We start from the raw sequence: 20,419 nt of genomic DNA on the forward strand, positions 1-20,419 counted from the left end.
GAGAGAAGCATGAGCGAACAGGGGAATACCGAGCCGAGCGGCGACCTCTGCATCCGCACGCTGGCGATGCCCGCCGACACCAACGCCAATGGCGACATTTTCGGTGGCTGGCTGCTCAGCCAGATGGACGTCGGCGGCGGCGTGTTCGCATCAAAAGTCGCGAAGTCACGCACTGTCACGGTTGCGATCGAGGCGATGAATTTTCGCAAGGCCGTCTATGTCGGCGACCTCGTCTCGGTCTATGCCAATTTGGTGCGCGTCGGGCGCACCTCGCTCACGGTCCATCTCGAAGCCTGGGCGCTGCGACGACGCGAGCAGCAGCCGATCCTCGTGACCGACGGCAATTTCACCTATGTCTCGATCGACGATAACGGCCATCCGCAGGCGATCCAGCGCGGCGATCCGCCGATCGCGACGTAACCGCGCGCGGCGCTCTGTCCCATCTCACAAAAACTTGCAGCACCGCGAAACGCGGCGCTGATGAGTCAATGCGCCGCGGCTTTGCCAACAACCAGTCATAAAATGGATGAGGTCCCGGCGTACTCAATAGCGCGTCGATTCGGGGTGGAAACGGCCGATTTGTCCTCAGGAACCTTTGGGCAGAGTCGTCGTTATTTGCCCGCACTGAGGAATCTACGGGCCATGCCGGATAGCTACATCATTGAAGTGAATTCAGAGACCGCGGGCATCGTGGTTCGCGGTCAGGGAGGCTACTGCTTCTTCGCCTCGTCCCACCAATTCAATCGCCTCGAAGGCCAGCTCTTCCGCAACGCGCGCGAAGCCGAGCGCGCTGCGCGCAAGCTGGTTAGCGGGGATGTGAAGGAGGCTGCGTAGTAGCCTGCCGGTCATTCCGGGGCGCGCGTCGCGCGAGCCCGGAATCTATCTTGCTTCAGAAATTGCCGACCAATAGATTCCGGGTTCGCGCCATTCGGCGCGCCCCGGAATGACGTCGTCGATCACAACTTCGTCGCCGCACGCGACAAGAGCTTCCACTCGTCGCCCTGCTTCTGCCAGTTCATCAGGATGTGAAGGTTGGTCGGCACTTTTTTCCCATCGGCCGCCATCTCCTGTTCCGCGACCCAGTGGAAGCGCACGATCGCGGCGGGGCCGACGACCTTGATGGTCGGGTCCTTGTATTCGATCGAGAGGAATTTTGATTTGCCGTCTGTGGCGTTGGTGATGAAGGTCGCCTTGTCCTCGACCTTGCCGTTGGAATGGCTATAGCTGAGATCGTCCCAGCACAGCGCGCCGAGCGCCTTGGGATCGGCCGCGATCTGGGCGAGGCGGAAGGCCTCGACCTGCTTCGCCACGGCTTCTTCGTCTGCCGAAGCGGCGAACGCGGGTGTCGAGAGCGCAAGCGCGGAGACGGCGAGAGTCGAGAGAGCCAGATCGCGTCGGTTGATCGTCATCGTTTCCTCCTTTTTGATCTTGTATGGAGTGTTGCAGCGGCGCGCGGCTTTGTCGAGTGGCGCGTGGTCGTCATGCGCGTGCGTCATTGCGCGCGCGAGGCTCTATTGATACGTCTTCGGCATTGATGCGTCGCGCATTCGGGAAGGTACGGACATGATCGAGACTCTCGGCAGGGCATTGCTGTTCGATATCGATGGCACGCTCGCCAACACCGACCCGCTGCACCTGAAGGCGTTCAATCAGGTGCTCGGTCCTCACGGTCATGTTTTCGACCACGCGCGCTTCTCCAGGGAGCTGCAAGGCTTCGCCAACGTGTCGATCGGTGAGCGATTTCTGCCCAATGAAACTTTGGAGCGACGCGCCGCGATTCTCGGCGAGAAGGAGGAAGTCTTCCGCACGCTGGTCGCGGGACAGATCGAACCGCTGCCGGGCCTGATGGCGCTGCTCGACCGCGCGGACGACGCCGGCATTCCCATGGTCGCCGTCACCAACGCGCCGCGACTCAATGCCGAGCTGCTGTTGTCCGGCCTCGGTATCACGCACCGCTTCAAGGCGCTCGTGATCGGCGACGAGCTGCCGCACGGCAAGCCGCATCCGCTGCCCTACCAGGAGGGCTTGCGCTTCGTCGGCGCCAGCGCGGCTGCCTCGATCGCCTTCGAGGATTCCCGCTCCGGCGTGCAGTCGGCCACCGCCGCCGGCATTCCGACCATCGGCATCCGGACCAGCCTCAGCGATGCTGACCTTGTTGGATCAGGCGCGGTTGCCTCCGCGAGCGCCTTCGACGATCCGGCGCTGCTCGCGCGGCTCGCTGCTGCCATGACTTGGTAAGAAACGGCGTGGTCAGGGTTTCATCGATTAACCGTGATCGGCGCGCGCATTGACCGCGCGCGCGAACCGCCGCACCATGTGTCGCTCTGATTTGAGGCCATTGCCGTGACCGGATTGACCCATCGCCAAGCTGAAATCCTCAACATCGCCCGAGCCTCCGGCCGCGTTATGGTCGAGGAACTGGCGCGCCGGTTCGAAGTCTCGGCGCAGACGATCCGCAAGGACCTCAACGATCTCTGCGAGCGCCGTTCGCTGACCCGCGTCCATGGCGGCGCGATCATCGCCTCCGGCGTCGAGAACCTCGCCTATGAAGCGCGCCGCTTCGTCGCCGCCGACGAGAAAAAGGCGATCGGCGCGGCCGCCGCCTCGCTGATCCCGAACGGCTGCTCGCTCTTCATCAACATCGGCACGACGACGGAGGAAGTCGCGAGCGCGCTGACCTCGCATGAGGATCTCCTCGTCATCACCAACAATCTCAATGTCGCCATGCTGCTCTACCGCCATCCCCGCATCGAGGTGGTGGTGGCCGGCGGCACGGTGCGGCGCGCCGACGGCGCCGTGGTCGGTTCGACCGCGACGCAACTGATCGGCCAGTTCAAGGTCGACTACGCCATCATCGGTGCGTCCGCGATCGACGAGGAGGGCGCGCTGCTCGACTTCGACTATCGCGAGGTGCAGGTGGCGCAGGCCATCATCGCCAACGCCCGCAGCGTCATGCTGGTGGCCGATTCCACAAAACTTCGCCGCAGCGCGCCGGTCCGCATCGCCCATATCAGCCAGATCCAGACCTTCGTCACCGATCAGGATCTGCCCGAGCGCCTCGCCACCATCTGCCACAGCAAGGGCATCGAGGTGATGGCGGCGATGCCGAAGGGGGCGGGGGAGATCGATGATGCTCAGGCCGAAGCGCAGGAGGCCGCGCCGGTGGTGCGGTTGCGCTAGTGCCTCAGGCGGCGTCCCACGGGTTGAGCAGCGGCACGCCCGTAGGTTCGAAATCCCCGACATTGCGCGTGACAACCGTCAATCCGTGAACAAGCGCCGTCGCTGCGATGAGAGCGTCGCGTTCAGCCAGCGGATTGGGAACGTGAAGTTGCGCACAGCGCTGTGCCACGGCTGTGTCGATAGCTAGAATGCGCCCCTCGAAGCGAGTCAGAACTTGATCGCCGATCCACGCGCGCAAGAGAGCGCCTTGCGCAGCGTCCCTGCGTTCGATCAGACGCGCGCCAAGTTCAATCTCGAGAATCGAGATGACAGACATGAAGAAATTCGCCGCGGGGGCTGCATTGGCCCAAGCGACGACATTGCGATCGGCTTTATCCGGTCGCCTGAGTTCGGAAATGACATTGGTATCCAGTAGAAACATCAATCGAGATCGGCGGGCCTGAAGACCCCGCCGGGCACGCGAGGCGGATCGAAATCAAAGTCCGCGCTTGCTTGCGCCAGAGCTTCGGCAAGGCTCATGTGTTCGCCGCTCAGGCGCAGATAATCTTCGATCGTCAGCAGCACATGGGCCGGGCGGCCGCGATCCGTAATGAAGACGGGTCCTTGCGATGCAGCTTTTTTCGCGCCGCTGGTGTCCTGATTGAATTCTCGGCTGGTGAGGGTGGTCACCATGGTGGGCGCTCCCAGTTGCGGCGGTGTCATAGGCAGTATATGTAGACATGTTTCTACATTCAAGGCCGCGAACGGGCTCATTGCTCGGTCATATCCGCATGCCGTTCAATCACGCCGATTGCCTCTAAATCCGCCCATCTCTCTGCCTGTTTCTGCACCATTCTGGTGGGGAAAAAGTTCCATTTTCACTTCCCTTCCCCTCTCTTTCGTCTTGCTTTCGTTTTTCGGTGTGATCTAATCAAAAACGAAAGTAACCACTCGACGGAACGAGTGGTCGCCGGGGGATGCGTCTGTTGGAGCGTATTTTCGACCTCGCCATCATTGGAGGCGGTGTAAACGGTTGCGGTATCGCGCGTGACGCGGTGGGCCGCGGCAACACCGTTTTCCTGTGTGAAATGAACGATCTGGCGAGCGGGACGTCGTCCTGGTCGACCAAGTTGGTCCATGGCGGCCTGCGCTATCTCGAATATTACGAGTTCCGGCTGGTCCGCGAGGCGCTGATCGAGCGCGAGATTCTCTGGGGCATCGCGCCCCACATCATCCGTCCCCTGCGCTTCGTCTTGCCGCACCACGCGGGCCTGCGCCCGGCCTGGCTGCTGCGCCTTGGCCTGTTCCTCTACGATCACATCGGCGGTCGTCATTTGCTGCCGGCGACCCGCTCGGTCGATCTCAGGCGCGACGAGGTCGGCCGTCCGCTGATCCCGAATCGCTATCGCCGCGCCTTCGAATATTCCGACTGCTTCGTCGATGACGCCCGCCTGGTCGTGCTCAATGCGCGGGACGCTGCCGACAAGGGCGCCGAGATTCGCACCCGGACCCGTGCGACGGATATCAAGCAGTCCGATGGCGTCTGGACCGTCAGCATGGTCGACACGATGACCGGCGCGCGCTCGCAGATCCAGGCTCGCGCGCTGGTCAACGCCGGCGGTCCCTGGGTCGAGGACGTGCTCGGCCGCGGTGCCGGCGTCAACGCGAAAGCAAAGGTGCGCCTGGTGCAGGGCTCGCACATCGTGGTCAAGAAGCTCTACGACCATGACCGCGCCTACATGTTCCAGAATGCCGACGGCCGCATCATCTTCGTCATCCCCTATCAGGACGATTTTACGCTGATCGGCACCACCGACCGCGACTATGACGGCGATCCCTCCAAGGTGAAGGCCACAGTGGAGGAGATCCAATATCTCTGCGCCGCCGCAAGCGAATATCTCGCCAAGCCCGTGACATCAGAGGACGTGGTCTGGACCTATTCCGGCGTGCGGCCGCTTTATGACGACGGCGCCAACGAAGCCAAGGCCGCGACCCGCGACTATGTGTTCGAGCTCGACACGCCGGGCGGAGTGCCGCTGCTGTCGATCTATGGTGGCAAGATCACAACCTATCGCCGCCTTGCCGAAGAGGCGCTGGAACGGCTCGCGCCCTATCTTCGCAGTGCGAAAGCGCGCGAGGGCTGGACCGGCAAATGGCCGCTGCCGGGCGGCGACATGGACGTGTCGGCCGTCGACGGCCTGATCGGCGAGCTGCAGCGCGGCTATCCCTTCCTGAGCCACGAGCATGCGCGACGTCTCGCCCGCGCCTATGGCACCCGCGCCATCAAATTGCTCGGCGACGCCAAATCGGCCCCCGATCTCGGCCAGGCCTTTGGCGCAACTCTGACCGAACGCGAGGTTCGCTACCTGATGACCAATGAATGGGCGGTGACCGCCGAGGATATCGTCTGGCGCCGCTCCAAGCTCGGTCTGCGACTATCTGCCGACGAAATTGCCGCTCTGGACGACTGGATCAGGACCCACGCCGTGCCGCAAAGTCCGCTGCTGGAAGCAGGAGGACGCTCATGAGCGTGACACTCGATCACGTGACCCGGACCGTCGACGGGGTCCCACACATCCGCGACATCTCGCTGACGCTGGAAAGCGGCACGCTCAACGTGCTGCTCGGGCCGACGCTGTCGGGCAAGACCTCGATCATGCGGTTGCTCGCCGGCCTCGACAAGCCGACCACGGGCAAGGTGCTGGTCAACGGCAAGGACGTCACGGGTGTGGACGTGCGCCAGCGTTCGGTTGCCATGGTCTATCAGCAGTTCATCAACTACCCCTCGCTCACGGTCTATGAGAACATTGCCTCGCCCTTGCGCGTGCAGGGCAAGCCGCGCGAGGAGATCGAGGCGCGCGTGGCGGAAGCCGCGCGCCTGCTCCGGCTCGAGCCGTTCCTGAAGCGCACGCCGCTCCAGCTCTCCGGCGGCCAGCAGCAGCGCACCGCGATGGCGCGCGCGCTGGTGAAGGGCGCCGATCTCGTGCTGCTCGACGAGCCGCTCGCCAATCTCGACTACAAGCTGCGCGAGGAGCTGCGCGCCGAGCTGCCGCGCATCTTCGAGGCGTCGGGCGCGATCTTCGTCTATGCCACGACTGAGCCGACCGAGGCGCTGCTGCTCGGCGGCAACACGGTCTGCATGTGGGAAGGGCAGGCGCTCCAGATCGGCGGGACACCCAACGTCTATCGCCAGCCGCAGACCCTGCGGGTCGCGCAGGTGTTTTCCGATCCGCCGCTCAATCTCGTCGGCATCGAGAAGAAGAACGGCTCGGTGCAATATGCGGGAGGCATCGCCGCGACCGCTTCCGGTCTCTATTCCTCACTCGCCGATGGCGCCTATCGCGTCGGTTTTCGCGCGCATCAGCTCGCACTCGCCAATGGCCAGACTGATCGTCACGCCTTCCATGCCACGGTGACGGTGACCGAGATCACCGGTTCGGAGAGTTTCGTGCATTTGACCCGCGACGGATCGAACTGGGTTGCAGTGCTGCACGGTGTGCACGAGTTCGAGCCCGGTCAGACCATCGACGCCGTGCTCGACCCCAATGACGTCTTTGTCTTCGACGCGGCTGATCGCCTCGTCGCGGCGCCTGCCATAGCGTTTTCGAGCGAAGTACGTAGCGGTTCGCGCGAAGAAAACGCGTCAACAAGTAAAAGCGCTTGAGGGAGATGCGATATGGCCCGCATTGACCTCGTCGATCTCGCGCACTCCTACGGCGGCAACGATGCGCCGGAGGAGAGCTTTGCGCTGAAGCCGGTGACCATGACCTGGCGGCAGGGCGGCGCCTATGCGCTGCTTGGCCCGTCCGGCTGCGGCAAGACCACGCTGCTCAACGTCATCTCCGGCATCATCGCGCCGTCGCGGGGGAAAATCCTGTTCGACCGCCAGGACATCACACCGCTGTCGACCCAGAAGCGCAACATCGCCCAGGTGTTCCAGTTTCCGGTAATCTACGACACCATGACGGTGGGGCAGAACCTGGCGTTTCCGCTGAAGAACCGCGGCGTGCCGAAGGCCGAGATCGACAAGCGCGTCGCCGAGATCGGCCGTCTGCTCGATCTTGAGCCCTATCTGAATCGCAAGGCGACGCGGCTCACCGCTGACGCCAAGCAGAAAATCTCGCTCGGCCGCGGCCTCGTCCGCTCCGATGTTGCCGCCGTGCTGTTCGACGAGCCGCTGACGGTAATCGATCCCGAGCTGAAATGGCAGCTCCGCTCCAAGCTGAAGGCGCTGCATCGCGAGCTCGACCTCACGATGATCTACGTCACCCACGACCAGACCGAGGCGCTGACCTTCGCCGACACAGTCGTCGTCATGCATGACGGCCGCGTGGTGCAGAGCGGAACGCCGGCCGAGCTGTTCGACAAGCCCGCCCACACCTTCGTCGGCTATTTCATCGGCTCGCCCGGCATGAACATCTTGGCCGCCGAAGTGAAGGGACGCGAGGCGCGGATCGACGGCCACGTCATCGCGCTCAACCGCGCTTACGACAATCTGCCGGCAGGCGCCAAGATCGAGATCGGCGTGCGTCCGGAATTCGTCGAGGTCGTCGCGCCCACACCGGGCCTGCTCACCGCCAAGATCGAGCGCATCGACGATCTCGGCCGCATCCGCTTCGCGCGCACGCGTCTCGGCGACGCCAAACTCGCGGCACGGGCGCCTGCGGGCTTCACCGGCTCGGATGGTACCGCCGGGCTGAAATTCGATCCGGCGCACATCCACGTCTATGCCGACAGCCTTCTGGTGGAAGGAGCTGCCTGATGGACAAGACCATCAACCAAAAAGCCTGGTTCCTGGTGCTGCCGGTGTTCCTGGTCGTCGCCTTCTCGGCGGTGCTGCCGTTGATGACGGTGGTGAACTATTCGATGCAGGACACCTTCGGCAACAACCAGTTCTTCTGGAATGGCGTCGGCTGGTTCAAGGAATTGCTCGATCCCTCGACCGATCTCGGCGGCCGCTTCCTGGCCTCGCTCGGCCGCAATCTGTTCTTCTCGCTGGTGATCCTCGCGATCGAGGTGCCGCTTGGCATCGTCGTCGCGTTGTCGATGCCGCGTCAGGGCTGGACCGTCGCGGCCTGCCTCGTCACCCTCGCGCTGCCGCTGCTGATTCCGTGGAACGTGGTCGGCACGATCTGGCAGATCTTTGGTCGGCCCGACATCGGCCTGCTCGGCTATACGCTCAATGCGATGGGCATCGACTACAATTACGTGTCCAACGCCATCGACGCCTGGGTCACCGTCATCGTGATGGACGTCTGGCATTGGACCAGCCTCGTCGCGCTGCTCTGCTATGCCGGCCTGAAGTCGATCCCCGAGGCCTATTACCAGGCTGCGCAGATCGACGGTGCCTCGCGCTGGGCTGTGTTCAAGGCGATCCAGTTGCCGAAAATGAATCGCGTGCTACTGATCGCCGTGCTGCTGCGCTTCATGGACAGCTTCATGATCTACACCGAGCCGTTCGTCGTCACCGGCGGCGGACCTGGCAACTCGACCACCTTCGTGTCGATCGAGCTGGTCAAGATCGCGCTCGGCCAGTTCGACCTCGGCAAGGCCGCCGCGCTCTCGCTGGTCTACAATCTGATCATCCTGATCGTCTGCTGGATCTTCTACACCGTCATGACCAATGCCGGTAGCGAACGGAAACCTCAGGAAGGAGCGGCGTGATGCACTCGATCCCCGGCCGCCGCCTCATCATGGGGCTGTTCCTGATCTTCCTGCTGTTGCCGATCTACTGGCTCGTCAACATGAGCTTCAAGACCAACGCCGAGATCGTCTCGACGATGACCTTGTGGCCGCATGCGCCGACGCTGCAGCACTACAAGCGCATCTTCACCGACGAGAGTTGGTATTCCGGCTATATCAATTCGCTGGAATACGTGGTTATCAATACCATTATCTCGATTTCCGTGGCGTTGCCGGCGGCCTATGCGTTTTCGCGCTATCGCTTCCTCGGCGACAAGCATCTGTTCTTCTGGCTGCTGTCGAACCGGATGGCGCCGGCGGCGGTCTATGCGCTGCCGTTCTTCAACCTCTATTCGGCGATCGAATTGTTCGATACGCCCTGGGCGGTCGCGCTCGCGCACTGCATCTTCAATGTGCCGCTGGCGGTGTGGATCCTCGAGGGCTTCGTCTCCGGCGTGCCGCGCGAGATCGACGAGACTGCCTTCCTCGATGGCTATTCCTTCCCTCGCTTCTTCATCAGGATCCTGGTGCCCTTGATCGCGAGCGGCATCGGCGTCGCGGCATTCTTTTGCTTCATGTTCTCCTGGGTCGAACTGTTGCTGGCGCGCACGCTGACCTCGGTCAACGCCAAGCCGATCGCGGCGGTCATGACGCGAACGGTGTCGGCGGCCGGCATGGATTGGGGGCTTTTGGCGGCAGCTGGCGTGCTCACGATCATTCCGGGCGCGCTCGTGATCTGGTTTGTCCGCAACTACATCGCGCGCGGCTTCGCGCTCGGCCGGGTGTAAGGGAGGCGATAATGGAGTCCATTGCATGGATGGCCTGGACGCCGCCGACCGCAATCTTCTTTGCGGCGCTGGCCTGCACTCTGGCCGTGATGACCTGGCTCGCCGCCACCTATCCCGAAGCTGAGCGTGTCGGGCTTCTGCGCATCCCGACCACGCGCGGCGACCGCCTGTTCATTTCGCTGATCATGGCTGCCGTCATTCACCTGGTGTGGATTGGCCTCGTCGGCACTGATCCGATCGCGACGCTTCCGATCGGAGAAGGATTTGAAATAACGAGCCTGTGGCTCGCAACCGTGATTTCGCTTGTCTCAGGCGCGGTGATCTTTCGCACCGTCTGAGGCAGGCGAGAAAGAGCAGATCCGGGGTCTACCCGGGCCTGGATTTAGTTTGTCGCTGCAACCGGAGGAAACATTTTATGCGACACTTGCGAACGACCAAGGATAGTCTTCTGACCATGACCAGCGCGGTGGCGCTGATCGCGGCTTCGATGACGATCGCCGCGCCGGCGCGCGCGGACGAAGCCGCCGCCAAGAAGTGGATCGACAGCGAATTCCAGCCGTCGACCCTGTCGAAAGACGATGCGATGAAGGAAATGCAGTGGTTCATGAAGGCCGCTGAACCCTTCAAGGGCATGGAGATCAACGTCGTCTCCGAAACGCTGACCACGCACGAATACGAATCCCGCACGCTTGCCAAGGCGTTCGAGGAAATCACCGGCATCAAGGTCAAGCACGACATCATCCAGGAAGGTGACGTCGTCGAAAAGATCCAGACCCAGATGCAGTCCGGCAAGAACGTCTATGACGGCTGGATCAACGACTCCGACTTCATCGGAACGCACTTCCGCTACGGCCAGGCAGTCGACCTGACCGACTGGATGGCGAAGGACGGCAAGGACGTCACCGACCCGATGCTCGACGTCAACGACTTCATCGGCAAGTCGTTCACGACGGCGCCGAACGGTCACCTCTATCAGCTGCCCGACCAGCAGTTCGCGAACCTTTATTGGTTCCGTTACGACTGGTTCACCAACCCCGACTACAAGGCCAAGTTCAAGGCCAAGTATGGCTACGACCTCGGCGTTCCCGTGAACTGGTCGGCTTACGAAGATATCGCTGATTTCTTCACCAACGACATCAAGGAGATCAACGGTACCCGGATCTATGGCCACATGGATTACGGCAAGAAGGATCCTTCGCTCGGATGGCGTTTCACCGACGCCTGGCTGTCGATGGCCGGCAATGGTGACAAGGGCATTCCGAACGGCCTTCCGGTCGACGAGTGGGGCATCCGTATGGAAGGCTGCCGCCCGGTCGGCTCGAGCGTCGAGCGTGGCGGTGACGTCAACGGCCCGGCGGCGGTCTACTCGATCACCAAGTATCTCGACTGGATGAAGAAATATGCTCCGCCGCAGGCGCAGGGCATGACCTTCTCCGAATCGGGCCCGGTGCCGTCCCAGGGCAATATTGCCCAGCAGGTCTTCTGGTACACCGCCTTCACCGCCGACATGGTGAAGCCCGGCCTGCCGGTGATGAATGCGGACGGTACGCCGAAGTGGCGTATGGCCCCGTCGCCGCACGGTTCGTACTGGAAGGAAGGCATGAAGCTCGGCTACCAGGACGTGGGATCGGCGACTTTGCTCAAGTCGACCCCGGCCGATCGCCGCAAGGCTGCCTGGCTCTATCTGCAGTTCATCGTCTCCAAGACGGTGAGCCTGAAGAAGAGCCATGTCGGTCTCACCTTCATCCGTGAATCCGACATCTGGGACAAGTCGTTCACGGAGCGTGCGCCGAAGCTCGGCGGCCTGATCGAGTTCTACCGCTCGCCCGCGCGCGTGCAGTGGACCCCGACCGGCAACAACGTGCCTGACTATCCGAAGCTCGCGCAATTGTGGTGGCAGAACATCGGCGATGCATCGTCCGGTGCGAAGACGCCGCAGGCCGCGATGGATGCGCTCGCCGCTGCCCAGGATTCGGTGATGGAGCGTCTGGAGAAGTCCGGCGTGCAAGGCGCCTGCGGACCGAAGCTCAACAAGAAGGAAACGGCTGAGTACTGGTTCGCAAAGTCGGCCAAGGACGGCAACATCGCTCCGCAGCGCAAGCTGGCGAACGAGAAGCCGAAGGGTGAGACCGTCGACTACGACACGCTGATCAAGTCGTGGCCGGCCTCGCCGCCGAAGCGCGCCGAAGCGAAGTAATTCGCAGGCATCGCGATGGTCGGGTTCGTCCCGGCCATGCATGAAAGCAGGAGGCCGGGAGCGATCCCGGCCTTTTGTCTTATTGGCCTATTGCCTTATCAGCGGTGGTGATCTGAATTGGCCAAATCCGGTCCTGAGTGGCTCGGATCAAGAAGCGAGACTTCGCCATGCGCATGATTTTCCGTTGCGATCCAAAGCTGGCCGATCATCTGGTGCGACCGTTTCCGGCGCGCAGCGCCTTGCCCGATTGGCTGCGGGCAATGCCTGCGACGGCGCATTCTGACATCCATGGCCGCGACATCCGCACGGTCAAGCAATGTCCGCCCTTCGTCGATGCAATGGCCTACGGAGTCATGATTCCCCTGTCATGCGATATCAGGATCGAGGCCGGTGCCTTTTCGTGGGATTGGGACATTCCCGAGCCGGAGACGGCTGGACATCCACGCGCGCCGCTCAGCTTCCATCCGGCCGCGCAATTTGCTGCGGCACCTTTCGCGAATGGACGCTGTGCGATCAAGTTCAACAGTTTCTGGACCATCGAGCTCGAGCCCGGCTGGTCGCTGTTCGCGACGCATCCCGTCAACCGCGATGACCTGCCGTTTCGCCTCGTTTCGGGCCTGGTTGACGCCGATCGCTTCCACGACGGCGGCATCAATTTTCCAGCCGTTTGGATCAAGCCCGATTTCTCCGGGATCCTGCAAAAGGGCACGCCGATTGCGCAGTGCTTTGCCGTTCCGCGACAAGCGCCCGAGCTGATGTTCGAGCCCTTTGACGAGGCGCACCGGCAATCCTACGCGAAGGTCGTCGCCGACGTGCTGGCTGCGCCCAATGTCTACCGCAAGCAGTTTCGCGCGAAGCGTGGGCGGCTAACGCGCTAGAGCACGCCGCAGTCCGTCCTCGTCGAGCCATAGACGGCCGTGTGAGGCCGAGGTCAGCGCCATCGCGATAGAGCCGAACAGCTGCGGACGCAGGCGATAGGCCTGACCAAAGGCGCGCATGGCAGCATCGACGTCTCCACCCTCCTGCAAGGCGATGCCGAGATTGAGTGCGGCCTCGGCATGGTCGGGCTTGAGTTCGAACGCCTTGCGGTAGGCGATTGCAGCGCTGGCGTGGTCATGCAGATCTTGTCGCGCGAGGCCAAGGTTGAACCACACGGACGACGGCGCGTCGGTCGCGGTCGCTTGCGCGAGCAGTTTTGCGGCGGTGGCGGGGTCGCCGTCCTCCCACGCCAGCCGGCCAAGCCGCGCCGTTGCTTCCTGATGACCAGGGATGACCTTGAGGATCGCCTGCCAGGCTCCGCGTGCCTGATCTCGCAGCCCAGCCATATCGAGCGTTCGTGCCTTCTCGATGAACATCTCGCGCTGCGGGCTGGTGGCGATCGCGGCATCGAGATGTACGAGCGCAGCGTCGATTTGACCTTGGCTGCGCGCGATGCGGGCGGCCAACAGCCGGGCCGGCGCGTTGTTCGGCCGCTTGGCAAGACTCACGTCGATATGCGCATGAGCCGGGGCGATGACACCCCTGGAGAACAATACGGCGGCCAGCAGATGATGCAGTACGGGATCGCCGGGATCACGTGTGAGGCCCTGTTCGCACAGACGTTGCGCCTCATCCGGCTTGCCCGCATTGACCGCCGCAGTCGCGCGGCGAACGAGTGTCTGGGTGTCGTCCATCGCCGCATTAGAGCAAGGATGCTGGAACACAGCAATATGGCGGGGCTTGTACACGTCCAACAACGAAAGGCCGGGAACGATCCCGGCCTTTTTCTTTGGCGCGTGGGCGCGCTTCGAAGGATGGATGATCCCTTACTCCGCCGGCTCGGCCGCGAGCGCCGGGTAGTCCGTATACCCCTTCGCGCCGCCGCCGTAGAACGTGTTCTTGTCCCAATCGTTCAGCGTCGCGCCCGTCTTCAGCCGCTCGACCAGATCGGGATTGGAGATGAACGGCTTGCCGAAGGCGATCAGGTCGGCCGCATTCGCGTCCAGCACCTTGGTGGCGAGTTCGAAGTCGTAGCCGTTATTGGCGACATAGGCGCCTGAGAAGCGCTTGCGCAGGCCGGCATAGTCGAACGGGGCGACGTCGCGCGGCCCGCCTGTGGCGCCCTCGACGACGTGGAGATAGACGAGCTTGAGCGCACTGAGGCCGTCGACGATATGGTCGTACAGGACCTGCGGGTCCGAATCCGAGATGTCGTTGGCGGGTGTCACCGGCGAGATGCGGATACCGGTGCGGTCGGCGCCAGCCTCGGCGGCGACGGCCTTGGAGACTTCCAGCATCAGTCGCGCGCGGTTCTCGATTCCGCCGCCGTAAGCATCGGTCCGCTTGTTGGTGCCGTCCTTGGCGAACTGCTCGAGCAGATAGCCGTTGGCGCCATGGATCTCGACGCCGTCGAAGCCGGCCTCCAGCGCATTCCTGGCGGCGCGCTTGAAGTCGTCGATGATGCCTGGAATCTCGGAGAGCGCGAGCGCGCGCGGCTCGGAGACGTCGGCGAAGCCGCCGTTGACGAAAGTCTTGCCCTTGGCGCGGATCGCGCTCGGCGCCACCGGGGCTGCGCCATTGGCCTGGAGGTCGACATGCGAGATGCGGCCGACATGCCAGAGCTGGATGAAGATCTTGCCGCCGCGCTCATGTACCTTGTCGGTGACCTTGCGCCAGCCTGCGACCTGGTCCTTCGAATAGATGCCGGGAGTGTCCTGGTAGCCCTGGCCCTGCTGCGAGACCTGGCTTGCTTCGGTGATCAGCAGGCCTGCGGAAGCGCGCTGGCCGTAATAGTCGGTAGCGAGGGGGCTCGGCACGAAAGTGCCCGGCGCCGCGCGGTTGCGCGTCAGCGGCGCCATCACGAAACGGTTGGCCAGCGTAATCGGGCCGAGCTTGTAGGTCTCAAACAATTTGGTCAGACGGCTCATTGGGATGCTTCCAGGGGTTAAAGGTCTGGAACACTTGTGCATTGCGACAATCAGCGCAAGGGACGAGCCATACGGAAAGTGCAGGCGAGCTGCGCGGCAGGCCCCGCGCAGCATAATTCATGTGCAATCGGAGGCCACGGCAGCGGATTTCTGCTGCCGCGGCTGTGCGATCCGACAACGTCAGTTCGCGCCGAGGAAGTCGCGCTTGCCGATCTCGACGCCGTTATGACGCATAATGCCGTGAGCGGTGGTGGCGTGGAAATAGAAGTTCGGCAGCGAGACCCCGCTGAAGAACTGCTGGCCCTTGAGTGTCATGGTCCGGTCCGGGCCCGCCGGGAAGGTCACGTCCTTGGTGTCGGCGCCTTCGAACTGCTCCGGCTTGTACGATTTCACGTAGTCGATCGTCTTGGCGAGCCGCTGCTTCAGCTCCTCAAACGTCTTTTCCGTGTCGGGCATCGAAGGCACCTCGCTATGGGTCAGCCGGGCGCAGCCCTTGGCGGCGAAATCGCTGGCGAGCTGGATCTGCTTCGACAGCGGCAGCATGTCCGGGAAGAGGCGCGAGCCGAGCATGACGCTCGGGTCAATCTTTTTGGCCGCGCAGTGCGCCTCAGCCTTGGTGAGCAGGCCGGTGAGGCTGTTCAGCATCTGCAGATAAGCGGGGACGACGGCGTCGTGGAAGGACATGTGATGCTCGCTTCAAATGGTGGGAAATCTCAGGGGAAAACCTGAGCCACTCACATGGGAGCCTCATGGAATAATACAATCGCCAAAGCGGCTTGTGCGGTGCGAAATTTCTACCGCACCACCCCCGCCGGCTGCGCTTGTGCCGTGCCGCCGCGCATGCGGGCCAGAAGCTCGGCGGTCGGCCAGGAATCGGCGGGCAGGCCGTATTTGATCTGCATCGCCTTCACGGCGGCGCGGCTCTGCTGGCCCAGCACGCCGTCGACTTTGCCGACATTGAAGCCGGCTTGGACCAGAAGCTGCTGCAATTGCTTGAGCTCGTTGAACGGCAGTTGCGCGACCTGCCCGGCCGGCCTGCGCATTGGGGCGGCGCCCGCGATGCGCGAGGCGAGATAGCCCGCGGTGGTCGAATAGATCAGCGAATTATTCCATTCGGTATAGGCCGCGAAATTCGCATACGCCGTGAAAGCCGGCCCAAAGCGTCCCATCGGCAGCAGCACGGACGCCGCGAGATTGTCATTCGGCAGCGGCCGGCCGTCGGGATAGGTGACGCCGAACTCCGCCCATTTCGAGCGCGGCAGCTGCACGCTGAGATCGGTTTGATCCCATGGCAGGTTCTGCGGCACCTTGATCTCTTCCAGCCAAGGCTCGCCGCGCCGCCACTTCAAGCCATTGGCGATGTAGTTCGCGGTCGAGCCGATCACGTCGTCCTCGCTGCGCAGGAGGTCGCGCCGACCGTCGCCGTCATAGTCAACGGCATAGTTGACGTAATGCGTCGGCAGGAACTGCGTCTGGCCGAGCTCGCCGGCCCAGGAGCCGATCATCTCGTCGGGCGTGAGATCGCCGCGGTCGATCACCTTCAGCGCGGCGATGGTCTCGCTCACGAACATCTCCGAGCGGCGGCAGTCATAGGCGAGCGACACCAGCGATTTCAGCGTCGGCAGATTGCCCATGTTGACGCCGAAATCGCTCTCCAGCCCCCAGAACGCGGCAATCACCGCCGGCGGCACGCCGTATTCCTTCTCGGCGCGCGCGAACGCTGCTGCATGTTGCTTGATGTGCTGCTGGCCGTTCTGCATGCGATAAGGCGCGGCCATGCGGCCGGCAAATTCGGTGAAGAGCTGGCCGAACACGCGCTGGCCGCGGTCGCGATTGACGATGCCCTGGTCGTAGACGAGATAGGGCGACGCCTCCGATATCGTCCGCTGCGACACGCCTGCAGCAACCGCCTGCTGTTTCACGTCGGCGAGAAAGCGATCGAAGCTCGCCCCATTGTGGCACGACGCCGCGCGCGGCGAAGGCGCCGTGGCCTTCGGCGCAACAGGCCTTGCGGGCGGCGGCGCGAACTGGGCGGCGGCGGGAACGGAGAGCGCGAGCAGAGCGGCGGCCGCGATCGCAAATCGGGTCTGGACCATAGGGGTTCCGGTGGGGAGGGGCAGGCGTGGATTCGGCGGAAGTTTAGGTGAAGTGATGGCCTCAGGCCATCCTTTCCATGCCATGCCAGCGCGCGGAATGCGAGCTAGCCAAACAGTCGCATCAGCAGCGCTTTGCCGACCGGCAGCGCCCTGACACCCTGATAGGCCCGCACATACTCGCCGGCATAGAACGCCCTGATCGCATGCACGCGCGTGTCCATGCTCTCTTCGAAGCGAACCGCGAATCCGTCCGCGGTACGTCGGACCACGATCGCCGCGATCGAGCGGCCGTAGATGCGGCATTCGATCGTGCTGCCAGGGAGCGGCGGATCGGGATCGATCAGCCGCGCTCCGGTAATGGAGATATCAGCGAGCTGCGCCAAATGCGACTTGCCGTCCTGGCGCAGCAGAACGGCTTCGTTGCGGTCGAAGCGCTCCGCCTTGCGCTTGCGCGGCTGCTCGATGCAGACGAAGCAGACCACGGCGAGGATGAATGCATTGTAGAGGCTCCAGGCCAGTGCCAGCCCGCCATAGGCAATGTTCTCGCCGCGCAGATGCAGAATGAAAGCATAGGCAATGGCCGCGAGCGTAATCGCGAGGGCGCAGCCATAGATCCGCAGCAGCGGCCATTCGACAAATCGCCTGTCGCGGTCGCCGCCCTTCGCCGTGACCTTGAATTTGTGTCCCTTCGGTTTCAGCAGGCCGGCTGCCACGGCCTTGAGCACCGCGGGCGCGGCGATGAGTTGCGAGACGTCGGTCATCATGGCGAGCGAACGGCCGCGCGACAGCCAGGCCATGGTGAGGCTGTGCCAGACATAGAACGGCAGGAAGAAGCGGAGCAGTTCGGCGAGATCAGCCCGCACTGCCTTGATGCCGAACAGCAGGAACAGCCAGGGCACCACGAGGCCCGCGACCTTTGATGCGTAGACCGCTGACCAGCTCATGAAGGAATCGACCAGCGAGAAGCGGTCGATGAAGGAGAGTTTTGACGTTCGCGAGAACGGACCGCTGCGGCCGCGGATGATCTGCATGAAGCCGAGGCACCAGCGGGCGCGCTGGGTGATGTACTCCTTCAGCCCTTCCGGCGCGAGCCCGATCGTCAACCGCTCGTTGAGATAAATGGTATTGAAGCCGAACTCCTTCAGACGCAGCGTGACGAGATAGTCTTCCGTGACCGAGTCGGTCGGAAAGCCGCCGATCCGCTTCAGCCCTTCATAGCGAATGAGGGAGGAGGTGCCGCAACAGAAGGCGACGCCCCAGGCGTCCTTCGCCGGCATCAGGATGTCGAAGAAGAAGCGCTGCTCGTCGGGCCAGACGTCGGTTGCGGCAAGGTTGGTCTGGATCGGATCGGAATTGATGAAGTGCTGCGGTGTCTGCACCACGCCGACCGAGGCATCGTCCATCAGCGCGATGGTGCGCGCGAGGAAGTCGGGCCGCGGCACGAAATCCGCGTCGAGGATGGCAACGAAGGCCGGCCGCTCCGTCAATGTGCCGACATGCCTGAGTGCATGGTTGATGTTGCCGGCCTTGGCGTGGTGGTTGTCGGGTCGCGTGAGATATTCGCAGCCGAGTTCGCCGGCGAGCCGCCGCAGCCACGGCCGCCGACCGTCGTCCAGCACCCAGACCCGATAGTTGCCGTACTCCATGCCGGTTGCGCCAATGATGGTGCGCTCGAGGATCGATCGCTCCTCGTTGTAGGTGCAGATGAAAACATCGATCAGCGGCGCGCGCGGATCGGTGGCGCGGCCGTCGATCCTGGCCGCTTTGGTGCGGTCGATCGTCCGGCTCAGGAACAGCAGCGACAGGGCGACCGCAACCAACGAGGCCGCTTCCAGCAGCATGAAGGGATAGCCGATCACGGCATCAACGGTCAGGCGCGGCGGCGGCAGCGTCGTCGTGACACGCCAGGAGAGATAGCGGAGCAGGAAAACCAGCGACATGCCGGCGAGGAACGAGCGCGCCATCGTGCTGTCGCGCCTGAGCAGCGGCACGATCGCCATGAAGGCGCCGAGCGCAATCAGGCCAGGCGTCAGTGCCATCATCACGACGCGGTCTCGCGTCGTTCGAACACGACGCGGCCGGTGCGTCCCACGGTGCAGGCGTGAGATGCGGCATCGCGCGGCGCCACGGTCACGCGATAGGGCTCCTTGCTCAGCGCATCGGGATTGATGGCAAGATTAGCGGGCGCGCCGGCGGCGCCGGTCAGATTGACCACGGTGCCGGAGATCGGTGCGCCGTCATCGTTCGGCTCGAAGGTGGCGCGATCGCCGAGCTGCAGACGGTTGTAGACGCTCTCGGTCACATTGGCGGTGATGACGGCGCCGCTGCAATCGAGCACCTTGAGCAGGGGCTGGCCGGCCTGCACGTCCTCGCCCGGCGAGGTCATCATCTCCCAGACGCGGCCCGCGACAGGTGTCGTGATATTGGCCTCGGACAGATCGGCGAAGCGGACCTCCTCGATGATGATCTCGTTGCCGAGCCAGGCGATGTCGGTGTCGGTGCGTGCGAGATCGGCTTCGAGGTCGCCGGCACGCTGGCGCATTTCCTCCTCGCGCTGCACGGAGCTTGGCCGGTCGTTATAGCTGTCGCCGAGGAACGAGCCGTTCTGTGCAGCGGCAAGCTCGACCTTGGCTGCGTCCAGTCGCTTGCGCGCGCCGAGCTCGGTCTGTTGCGATACCGAGAGCTCGCGCGTCAGCCGCGCCAGCTCGACGGTCGAGATATTGCCGGACTTTGCCAGCGACGACGCGCGCTCGACGGCGGCGCTTGCCTCGTCCCGCCGCGCGGCTGCCGCCTCGATCGAGGTCTGGATCTCCGCGATGCGGGCTTCGAGCTGGAGCACGCGCCCGTCGCGGAATTGCGAGGCCTGCCGTGCCAGATCCTTTTGCGCTGATTGGGCCGAGGTCAGCTTGGCGGCGAGGCTCGGCCGCTCGTTCTCAAGACGCGATTTCTGCCGGCGGAGATCGTCGAGCCGGGTGCGATCGCCGCGCGAATTGACGACGCGCAGAACCACGGTTCCAGCATCGAGCTTGGCCTGGTCGGTGACATGCTGCGCCGCCGACACGCGCCCGCCGATCGGCGTGCGCAGCGTGACGATGCGGGAATTCAGCACAGCCTCGACGCTCGAATTTTCCCAGACCGCGCGTAGTGGCAGCCAGCCGAACACGGCAATGATGGCCAGTCCGATCGCGATCTTGGCGCCGCGCCGCAGATGGGGCCAGCGGCGCACGGTATCCGACGACGTCTGCGCATCGGGCGCATGGCTGGCCTCGTCATTGGCGAACAGCTGCTCGTGCAGCGCGTCCTGCAAGCCTTTCGCGTCAGCCTTGGTGTCTTGCGAGGGAGCGGATCCGGGGTCGACGGAAGCGGCACGCGAGCGGTCTGCCATGACGGTCACCTTGCTGACGGAAGGCCAACGGAACCGGTCAATGCGCAGGGATCGTGCAGCGCGCCGGTTACCGCGGATTAAGCCGACGACGCGCTTTCCAGGTCGCTAAGCGTCCGCGCGCGTTTTTGCGCAAATCCCGGTCAAGGTTTAGCGAGGCGTGAAAGCTTGGCCGCAACGCAGATGAATCTGCGGCCCGGCGACGCACG

The 20,419-nt window shown here is 63.5% G+C and carries 21 protein-coding genes; 12 read left to right on the forward strand and 9 right to left on the reverse strand.

The features are described from left to right. Positions 1-9 precede the first annotated feature (9 nt). Complete coding sequence (locus ACP2YP_RS09665; RefSeq protein WP_426423902.1) at positions 10-420, forward strand: acyl-CoA thioesterase; 411 nt, start codon at positions 10-12, stop codon at positions 418-420. Positions 421-642: 222 nt separating this feature from the next. After that, a complete protein-coding gene (locus tag ACP2YP_RS09670; RefSeq protein WP_426423903.1) occupies positions 643-834 on the forward strand; it encodes a hypothetical protein in 192 nt (63 codons plus the stop codon). Positions 835-956: 122 nt separating this feature from the next. Here ACP2YP_RS09670 and ACP2YP_RS09675 read toward each other — a convergent pair whose 3' ends face one another. Next, positions 957-1,409 (reverse strand): nuclear transport factor 2 family protein, encoded by a 453-nt coding sequence (locus ACP2YP_RS09675; RefSeq protein ID WP_426423904.1) that lies wholly within the window; start codon positions 1,407-1,409, stop codon positions 957-959. 154 nt (positions 1,410-1,563) lie between these two features. On the opposite strand from ACP2YP_RS09675, the gene ACP2YP_RS09680 reads away from it, so the two are divergent. Both ACP2YP_RS09680 and ACP2YP_RS09685 read left to right on the forward strand, forming a co-directional pair. Next, the gene (locus ACP2YP_RS09680; protein ID WP_426423905.1) at positions 1,564-2,238 is read left to right on the forward strand and encodes an HAD family hydrolase; all 675 of its coding nucleotides are present in this window, start codon (positions 1,564-1,566) and stop codon (positions 2,236-2,238) included. A 105-nt stretch (positions 2,239-2,343) separates the two neighbouring features. Then, the gene (locus ACP2YP_RS09685; protein ID WP_426423906.1) at positions 2,344-3,180 is read left to right on the forward strand and encodes a DeoR/GlpR family DNA-binding transcription regulator; all 837 of its coding nucleotides are present in this window, start codon (positions 2,344-2,346) and stop codon (positions 3,178-3,180) included. 4 nt (positions 3,181-3,184) lie between these two features. Here the strand turns inward: ACP2YP_RS09685 and ACP2YP_RS09690 are convergent, their stop codons facing one another. Continuing rightward, positions 3,185-3,601 (reverse strand): type II toxin-antitoxin system VapC family toxin, encoded by a 417-nt coding sequence (locus ACP2YP_RS09690; RefSeq protein ID WP_426423907.1) that lies wholly within the window; start codon positions 3,599-3,601, stop codon positions 3,185-3,187. Further along, entirely contained in the window at positions 3,601-3,852 is a 252-nt protein-coding gene (locus ACP2YP_RS09695) for a type II toxin-antitoxin system Phd/YefM family antitoxin (protein WP_426423908.1), read from the reverse strand. The genes ACP2YP_RS09690 and ACP2YP_RS09695 overlap by 1 nt, the downstream gene beginning before the upstream one ends. Positions 3,853-4,136: 284 nt before the next feature. Between ACP2YP_RS09695 and glpD the strand changes: the two genes are divergently transcribed. The 8 genes from glpD (at position 4,137) to ACP2YP_RS09735 (ending at position 12,704) form a co-directional block, all read left to right on the forward strand. Beyond that, positions 4,137-5,687, forward strand: coding sequence for a glycerol-3-phosphate dehydrogenase (gene glpD / locus ACP2YP_RS09700; RefSeq protein WP_426423909.1), 1,551 nt, complete (start codon positions 4,137-4,139; stop codon positions 5,685-5,687). Beyond that, the gene (locus ACP2YP_RS09705) at positions 5,684-6,823 is read left to right on the forward strand and encodes an ABC transporter ATP-binding protein (protein ID WP_426423910.1); all 1,140 of its coding nucleotides are present in this window, start codon (positions 5,684-5,686) and stop codon (positions 6,821-6,823) included. Before glpD ends, ACP2YP_RS09705 begins: the two co-directional genes overlap by 4 nt. Before the next feature lie 12 nt (positions 6,824-6,835). After that, complete coding sequence (locus tag ACP2YP_RS09710; protein WP_426423911.1) at positions 6,836-7,921, forward strand: ABC transporter ATP-binding protein; 1,086 nt, start codon at positions 6,836-6,838, stop codon at positions 7,919-7,921. Next, positions 7,921-8,823 (forward strand): carbohydrate ABC transporter permease, encoded by a 903-nt coding sequence (locus ACP2YP_RS09715; RefSeq protein WP_426423912.1) that lies wholly within the window; start codon positions 7,921-7,923, stop codon positions 8,821-8,823. The genes ACP2YP_RS09710 and ACP2YP_RS09715 overlap by 1 nt, the downstream gene beginning before the upstream one ends. Then, complete coding sequence (locus ACP2YP_RS09720) at positions 8,823-9,629, forward strand: carbohydrate ABC transporter permease (protein WP_426423913.1); 807 nt, start codon at positions 8,823-8,825, stop codon at positions 9,627-9,629. Before ACP2YP_RS09715 ends, ACP2YP_RS09720 begins: the two co-directional genes overlap by 1 nt. A gap of 11 nt (positions 9,630-9,640) precedes the next feature. Continuing rightward, the gene (locus ACP2YP_RS09725; RefSeq protein WP_426423914.1) at positions 9,641-9,967 is read left to right on the forward strand and encodes a DUF2160 domain-containing protein; all 327 of its coding nucleotides are present in this window, start codon (positions 9,641-9,643) and stop codon (positions 9,965-9,967) included. A gap of 77 nt (positions 9,968-10,044) precedes the next feature. Beyond that, complete coding sequence (locus ACP2YP_RS09730) at positions 10,045-11,826, forward strand: ABC transporter substrate-binding protein (protein ID WP_426423915.1); 1,782 nt, start codon at positions 10,045-10,047, stop codon at positions 11,824-11,826. A 167-nt stretch (positions 11,827-11,993) separates the two neighbouring features. Further along, on the forward strand, positions 11,994-12,704 hold the full coding sequence (locus ACP2YP_RS09735) for a hypothetical protein (RefSeq protein WP_426423916.1): 711 nt from the start codon (positions 11,994-11,996) through the stop codon (positions 12,702-12,704). Here ACP2YP_RS09735 and ACP2YP_RS09740 read toward each other — a convergent pair. From ACP2YP_RS09740 to ACP2YP_RS09765, 6 genes are all read right to left on the reverse strand, one after another. Then, the gene (locus tag ACP2YP_RS09740; protein WP_426423917.1) at positions 12,693-13,499 is read right to left on the reverse strand and encodes a tetratricopeptide repeat protein; all 807 of its coding nucleotides are present in this window, start codon (positions 13,497-13,499) and stop codon (positions 12,693-12,695) included. The genes ACP2YP_RS09735 and ACP2YP_RS09740 overlap by 12 nt on opposite strands. Before the next feature lie 132 nt (positions 13,500-13,631). After that, positions 13,632-14,732, reverse strand: coding sequence for an alkene reductase (locus ACP2YP_RS09745; RefSeq protein WP_426423918.1), 1,101 nt, complete (start codon positions 14,730-14,732; stop codon positions 13,632-13,634). Positions 14,733-14,912: 180 nt separating this feature from the next. Beyond that, positions 14,913-15,416, reverse strand: coding sequence for a DUF1993 domain-containing protein (locus ACP2YP_RS09750; RefSeq protein WP_426412230.1), 504 nt, complete (start codon positions 15,414-15,416; stop codon positions 14,913-14,915). A gap of 110 nt (positions 15,417-15,526) precedes the next feature. After that, entirely contained in the window at positions 15,527-16,828 is a 1,302-nt protein-coding gene (locus tag ACP2YP_RS09755; protein WP_426423919.1) for a lytic murein transglycosylase, read from the reverse strand. Positions 16,829-16,932: 104 nt separating this feature from the next. Further along, the gene (locus tag ACP2YP_RS09760) at positions 16,933-18,870 is read right to left on the reverse strand and encodes a glycosyltransferase (protein WP_426426099.1); all 1,938 of its coding nucleotides are present in this window, start codon (positions 18,868-18,870) and stop codon (positions 16,933-16,935) included. Further along, positions 18,870-20,213, reverse strand: coding sequence for an HlyD family secretion protein (locus ACP2YP_RS09765; RefSeq protein ID WP_426423920.1), 1,344 nt, complete (start codon positions 20,211-20,213; stop codon positions 18,870-18,872). The genes ACP2YP_RS09760 and ACP2YP_RS09765 overlap by 1 nt, the downstream gene beginning before the upstream one ends. Positions 20,214-20,419 lie beyond the last annotated feature (206 nt).

The sequence above is a fragment of the Bradyrhizobium genosp. A genome (genome assembly GCF_049949275.1).
GTDB lineage: Bacteria > Pseudomonadota > Alphaproteobacteria > Rhizobiales > Xanthobacteraceae > Bradyrhizobium.

Bases quoted from the DNA above. Each gene is read 5' to 3' on its own strand.
- ACP2YP_RS09710 (WP_426423911.1), top strand. From the start codon at position 6,836: ATGGCCCGCATTGACCTCGTCGATCTCGCGCACTCCTACGGCGGCAAC.
- ACP2YP_RS09745 (WP_426423918.1), bottom strand. From the start codon at position 14,732: ATGAGCCGTCTGACCAAATTGTTTGAGACCTACAAGCTCGGCCCGATT.
- ACP2YP_RS09750 (WP_426412230.1), bottom strand. From the start codon at position 15,416: ATGTCCTTCCACGACGCCGTCGTCCCCGCTTATCTGCAGATGCTGAAC.
- ACP2YP_RS09755 (WP_426423919.1), bottom strand. From the start codon at position 16,828: ATGGTCCAGACCCGATTTGCGATCGCGGCCGCCGCTCTGCTCGCGCTC.
- ACP2YP_RS09760 (WP_426426099.1), bottom strand. From the start codon at position 18,870: ATGATGGCACTGACGCCTGGCCTGATTGCGCTCGGCGCCTTCATGGCG.
- ACP2YP_RS09725 (WP_426423914.1), top strand. From the start codon at position 9,641: ATGGAGTCCATTGCATGGATGGCCTGGACGCCGCCGACCGCAATCTTC.
- ACP2YP_RS09680 (WP_426423905.1), top strand. From the start codon at position 1,564: ATGATCGAGACTCTCGGCAGGGCATTGCTGTTCGATATCGATGGCACG.
- ACP2YP_RS09675 (WP_426423904.1), bottom strand. From the start codon at position 1,409: ATGACGATCAACCGACGCGATCTGGCTCTCTCGACTCTCGCCGTCTCC.
- ACP2YP_RS09670 (WP_426423903.1), top strand. From the start codon at position 643: ATGCCGGATAGCTACATCATTGAAGTGAATTCAGAGACCGCGGGCATC.
- ACP2YP_RS09665 (WP_426423902.1), top strand. From the start codon at position 10: ATGAGCGAACAGGGGAATACCGAGCCGAGCGGCGACCTCTGCATCCGC.
- ACP2YP_RS09715 (WP_426423912.1), top strand. From the start codon at position 7,921: ATGGACAAGACCATCAACCAAAAAGCCTGGTTCCTGGTGCTGCCGGTG.
- ACP2YP_RS09695 (WP_426423908.1), bottom strand. From the start codon at position 3,852: ATGGTGACCACCCTCACCAGCCGAGAATTCAATCAGGACACCAGCGGC.
- ACP2YP_RS09740 (WP_426423917.1), bottom strand. From the start codon at position 13,499: ATGGACGACACCCAGACACTCGTTCGCCGCGCGACTGCGGCGGTCAAT.
- ACP2YP_RS09705 (WP_426423910.1), top strand. From the start codon at position 5,684: ATGAGCGTGACACTCGATCACGTGACCCGGACCGTCGACGGGGTCCCA.
- ACP2YP_RS09720 (WP_426423913.1), top strand. From the start codon at position 8,823: ATGCACTCGATCCCCGGCCGCCGCCTCATCATGGGGCTGTTCCTGATC.
- ACP2YP_RS09730 (WP_426423915.1), top strand. From the start codon at position 10,045: ATGCGACACTTGCGAACGACCAAGGATAGTCTTCTGACCATGACCAGC.
- ACP2YP_RS09690 (WP_426423907.1), bottom strand. From the start codon at position 3,601: ATGTTTCTACTGGATACCAATGTCATTTCCGAACTCAGGCGACCGGAT.
- ACP2YP_RS09765 (WP_426423920.1), bottom strand. From the start codon at position 20,213: ATGGCAGACCGCTCGCGTGCCGCTTCCGTCGACCCCGGATCCGCTCCC.
- ACP2YP_RS09735 (WP_426423916.1), top strand. From the start codon at position 11,994: ATGCGCATGATTTTCCGTTGCGATCCAAAGCTGGCCGATCATCTGGTG.
- glpD (WP_426423909.1), top strand. From the start codon at position 4,137: ATGCGTCTGTTGGAGCGTATTTTCGACCTCGCCATCATTGGAGGCGGT.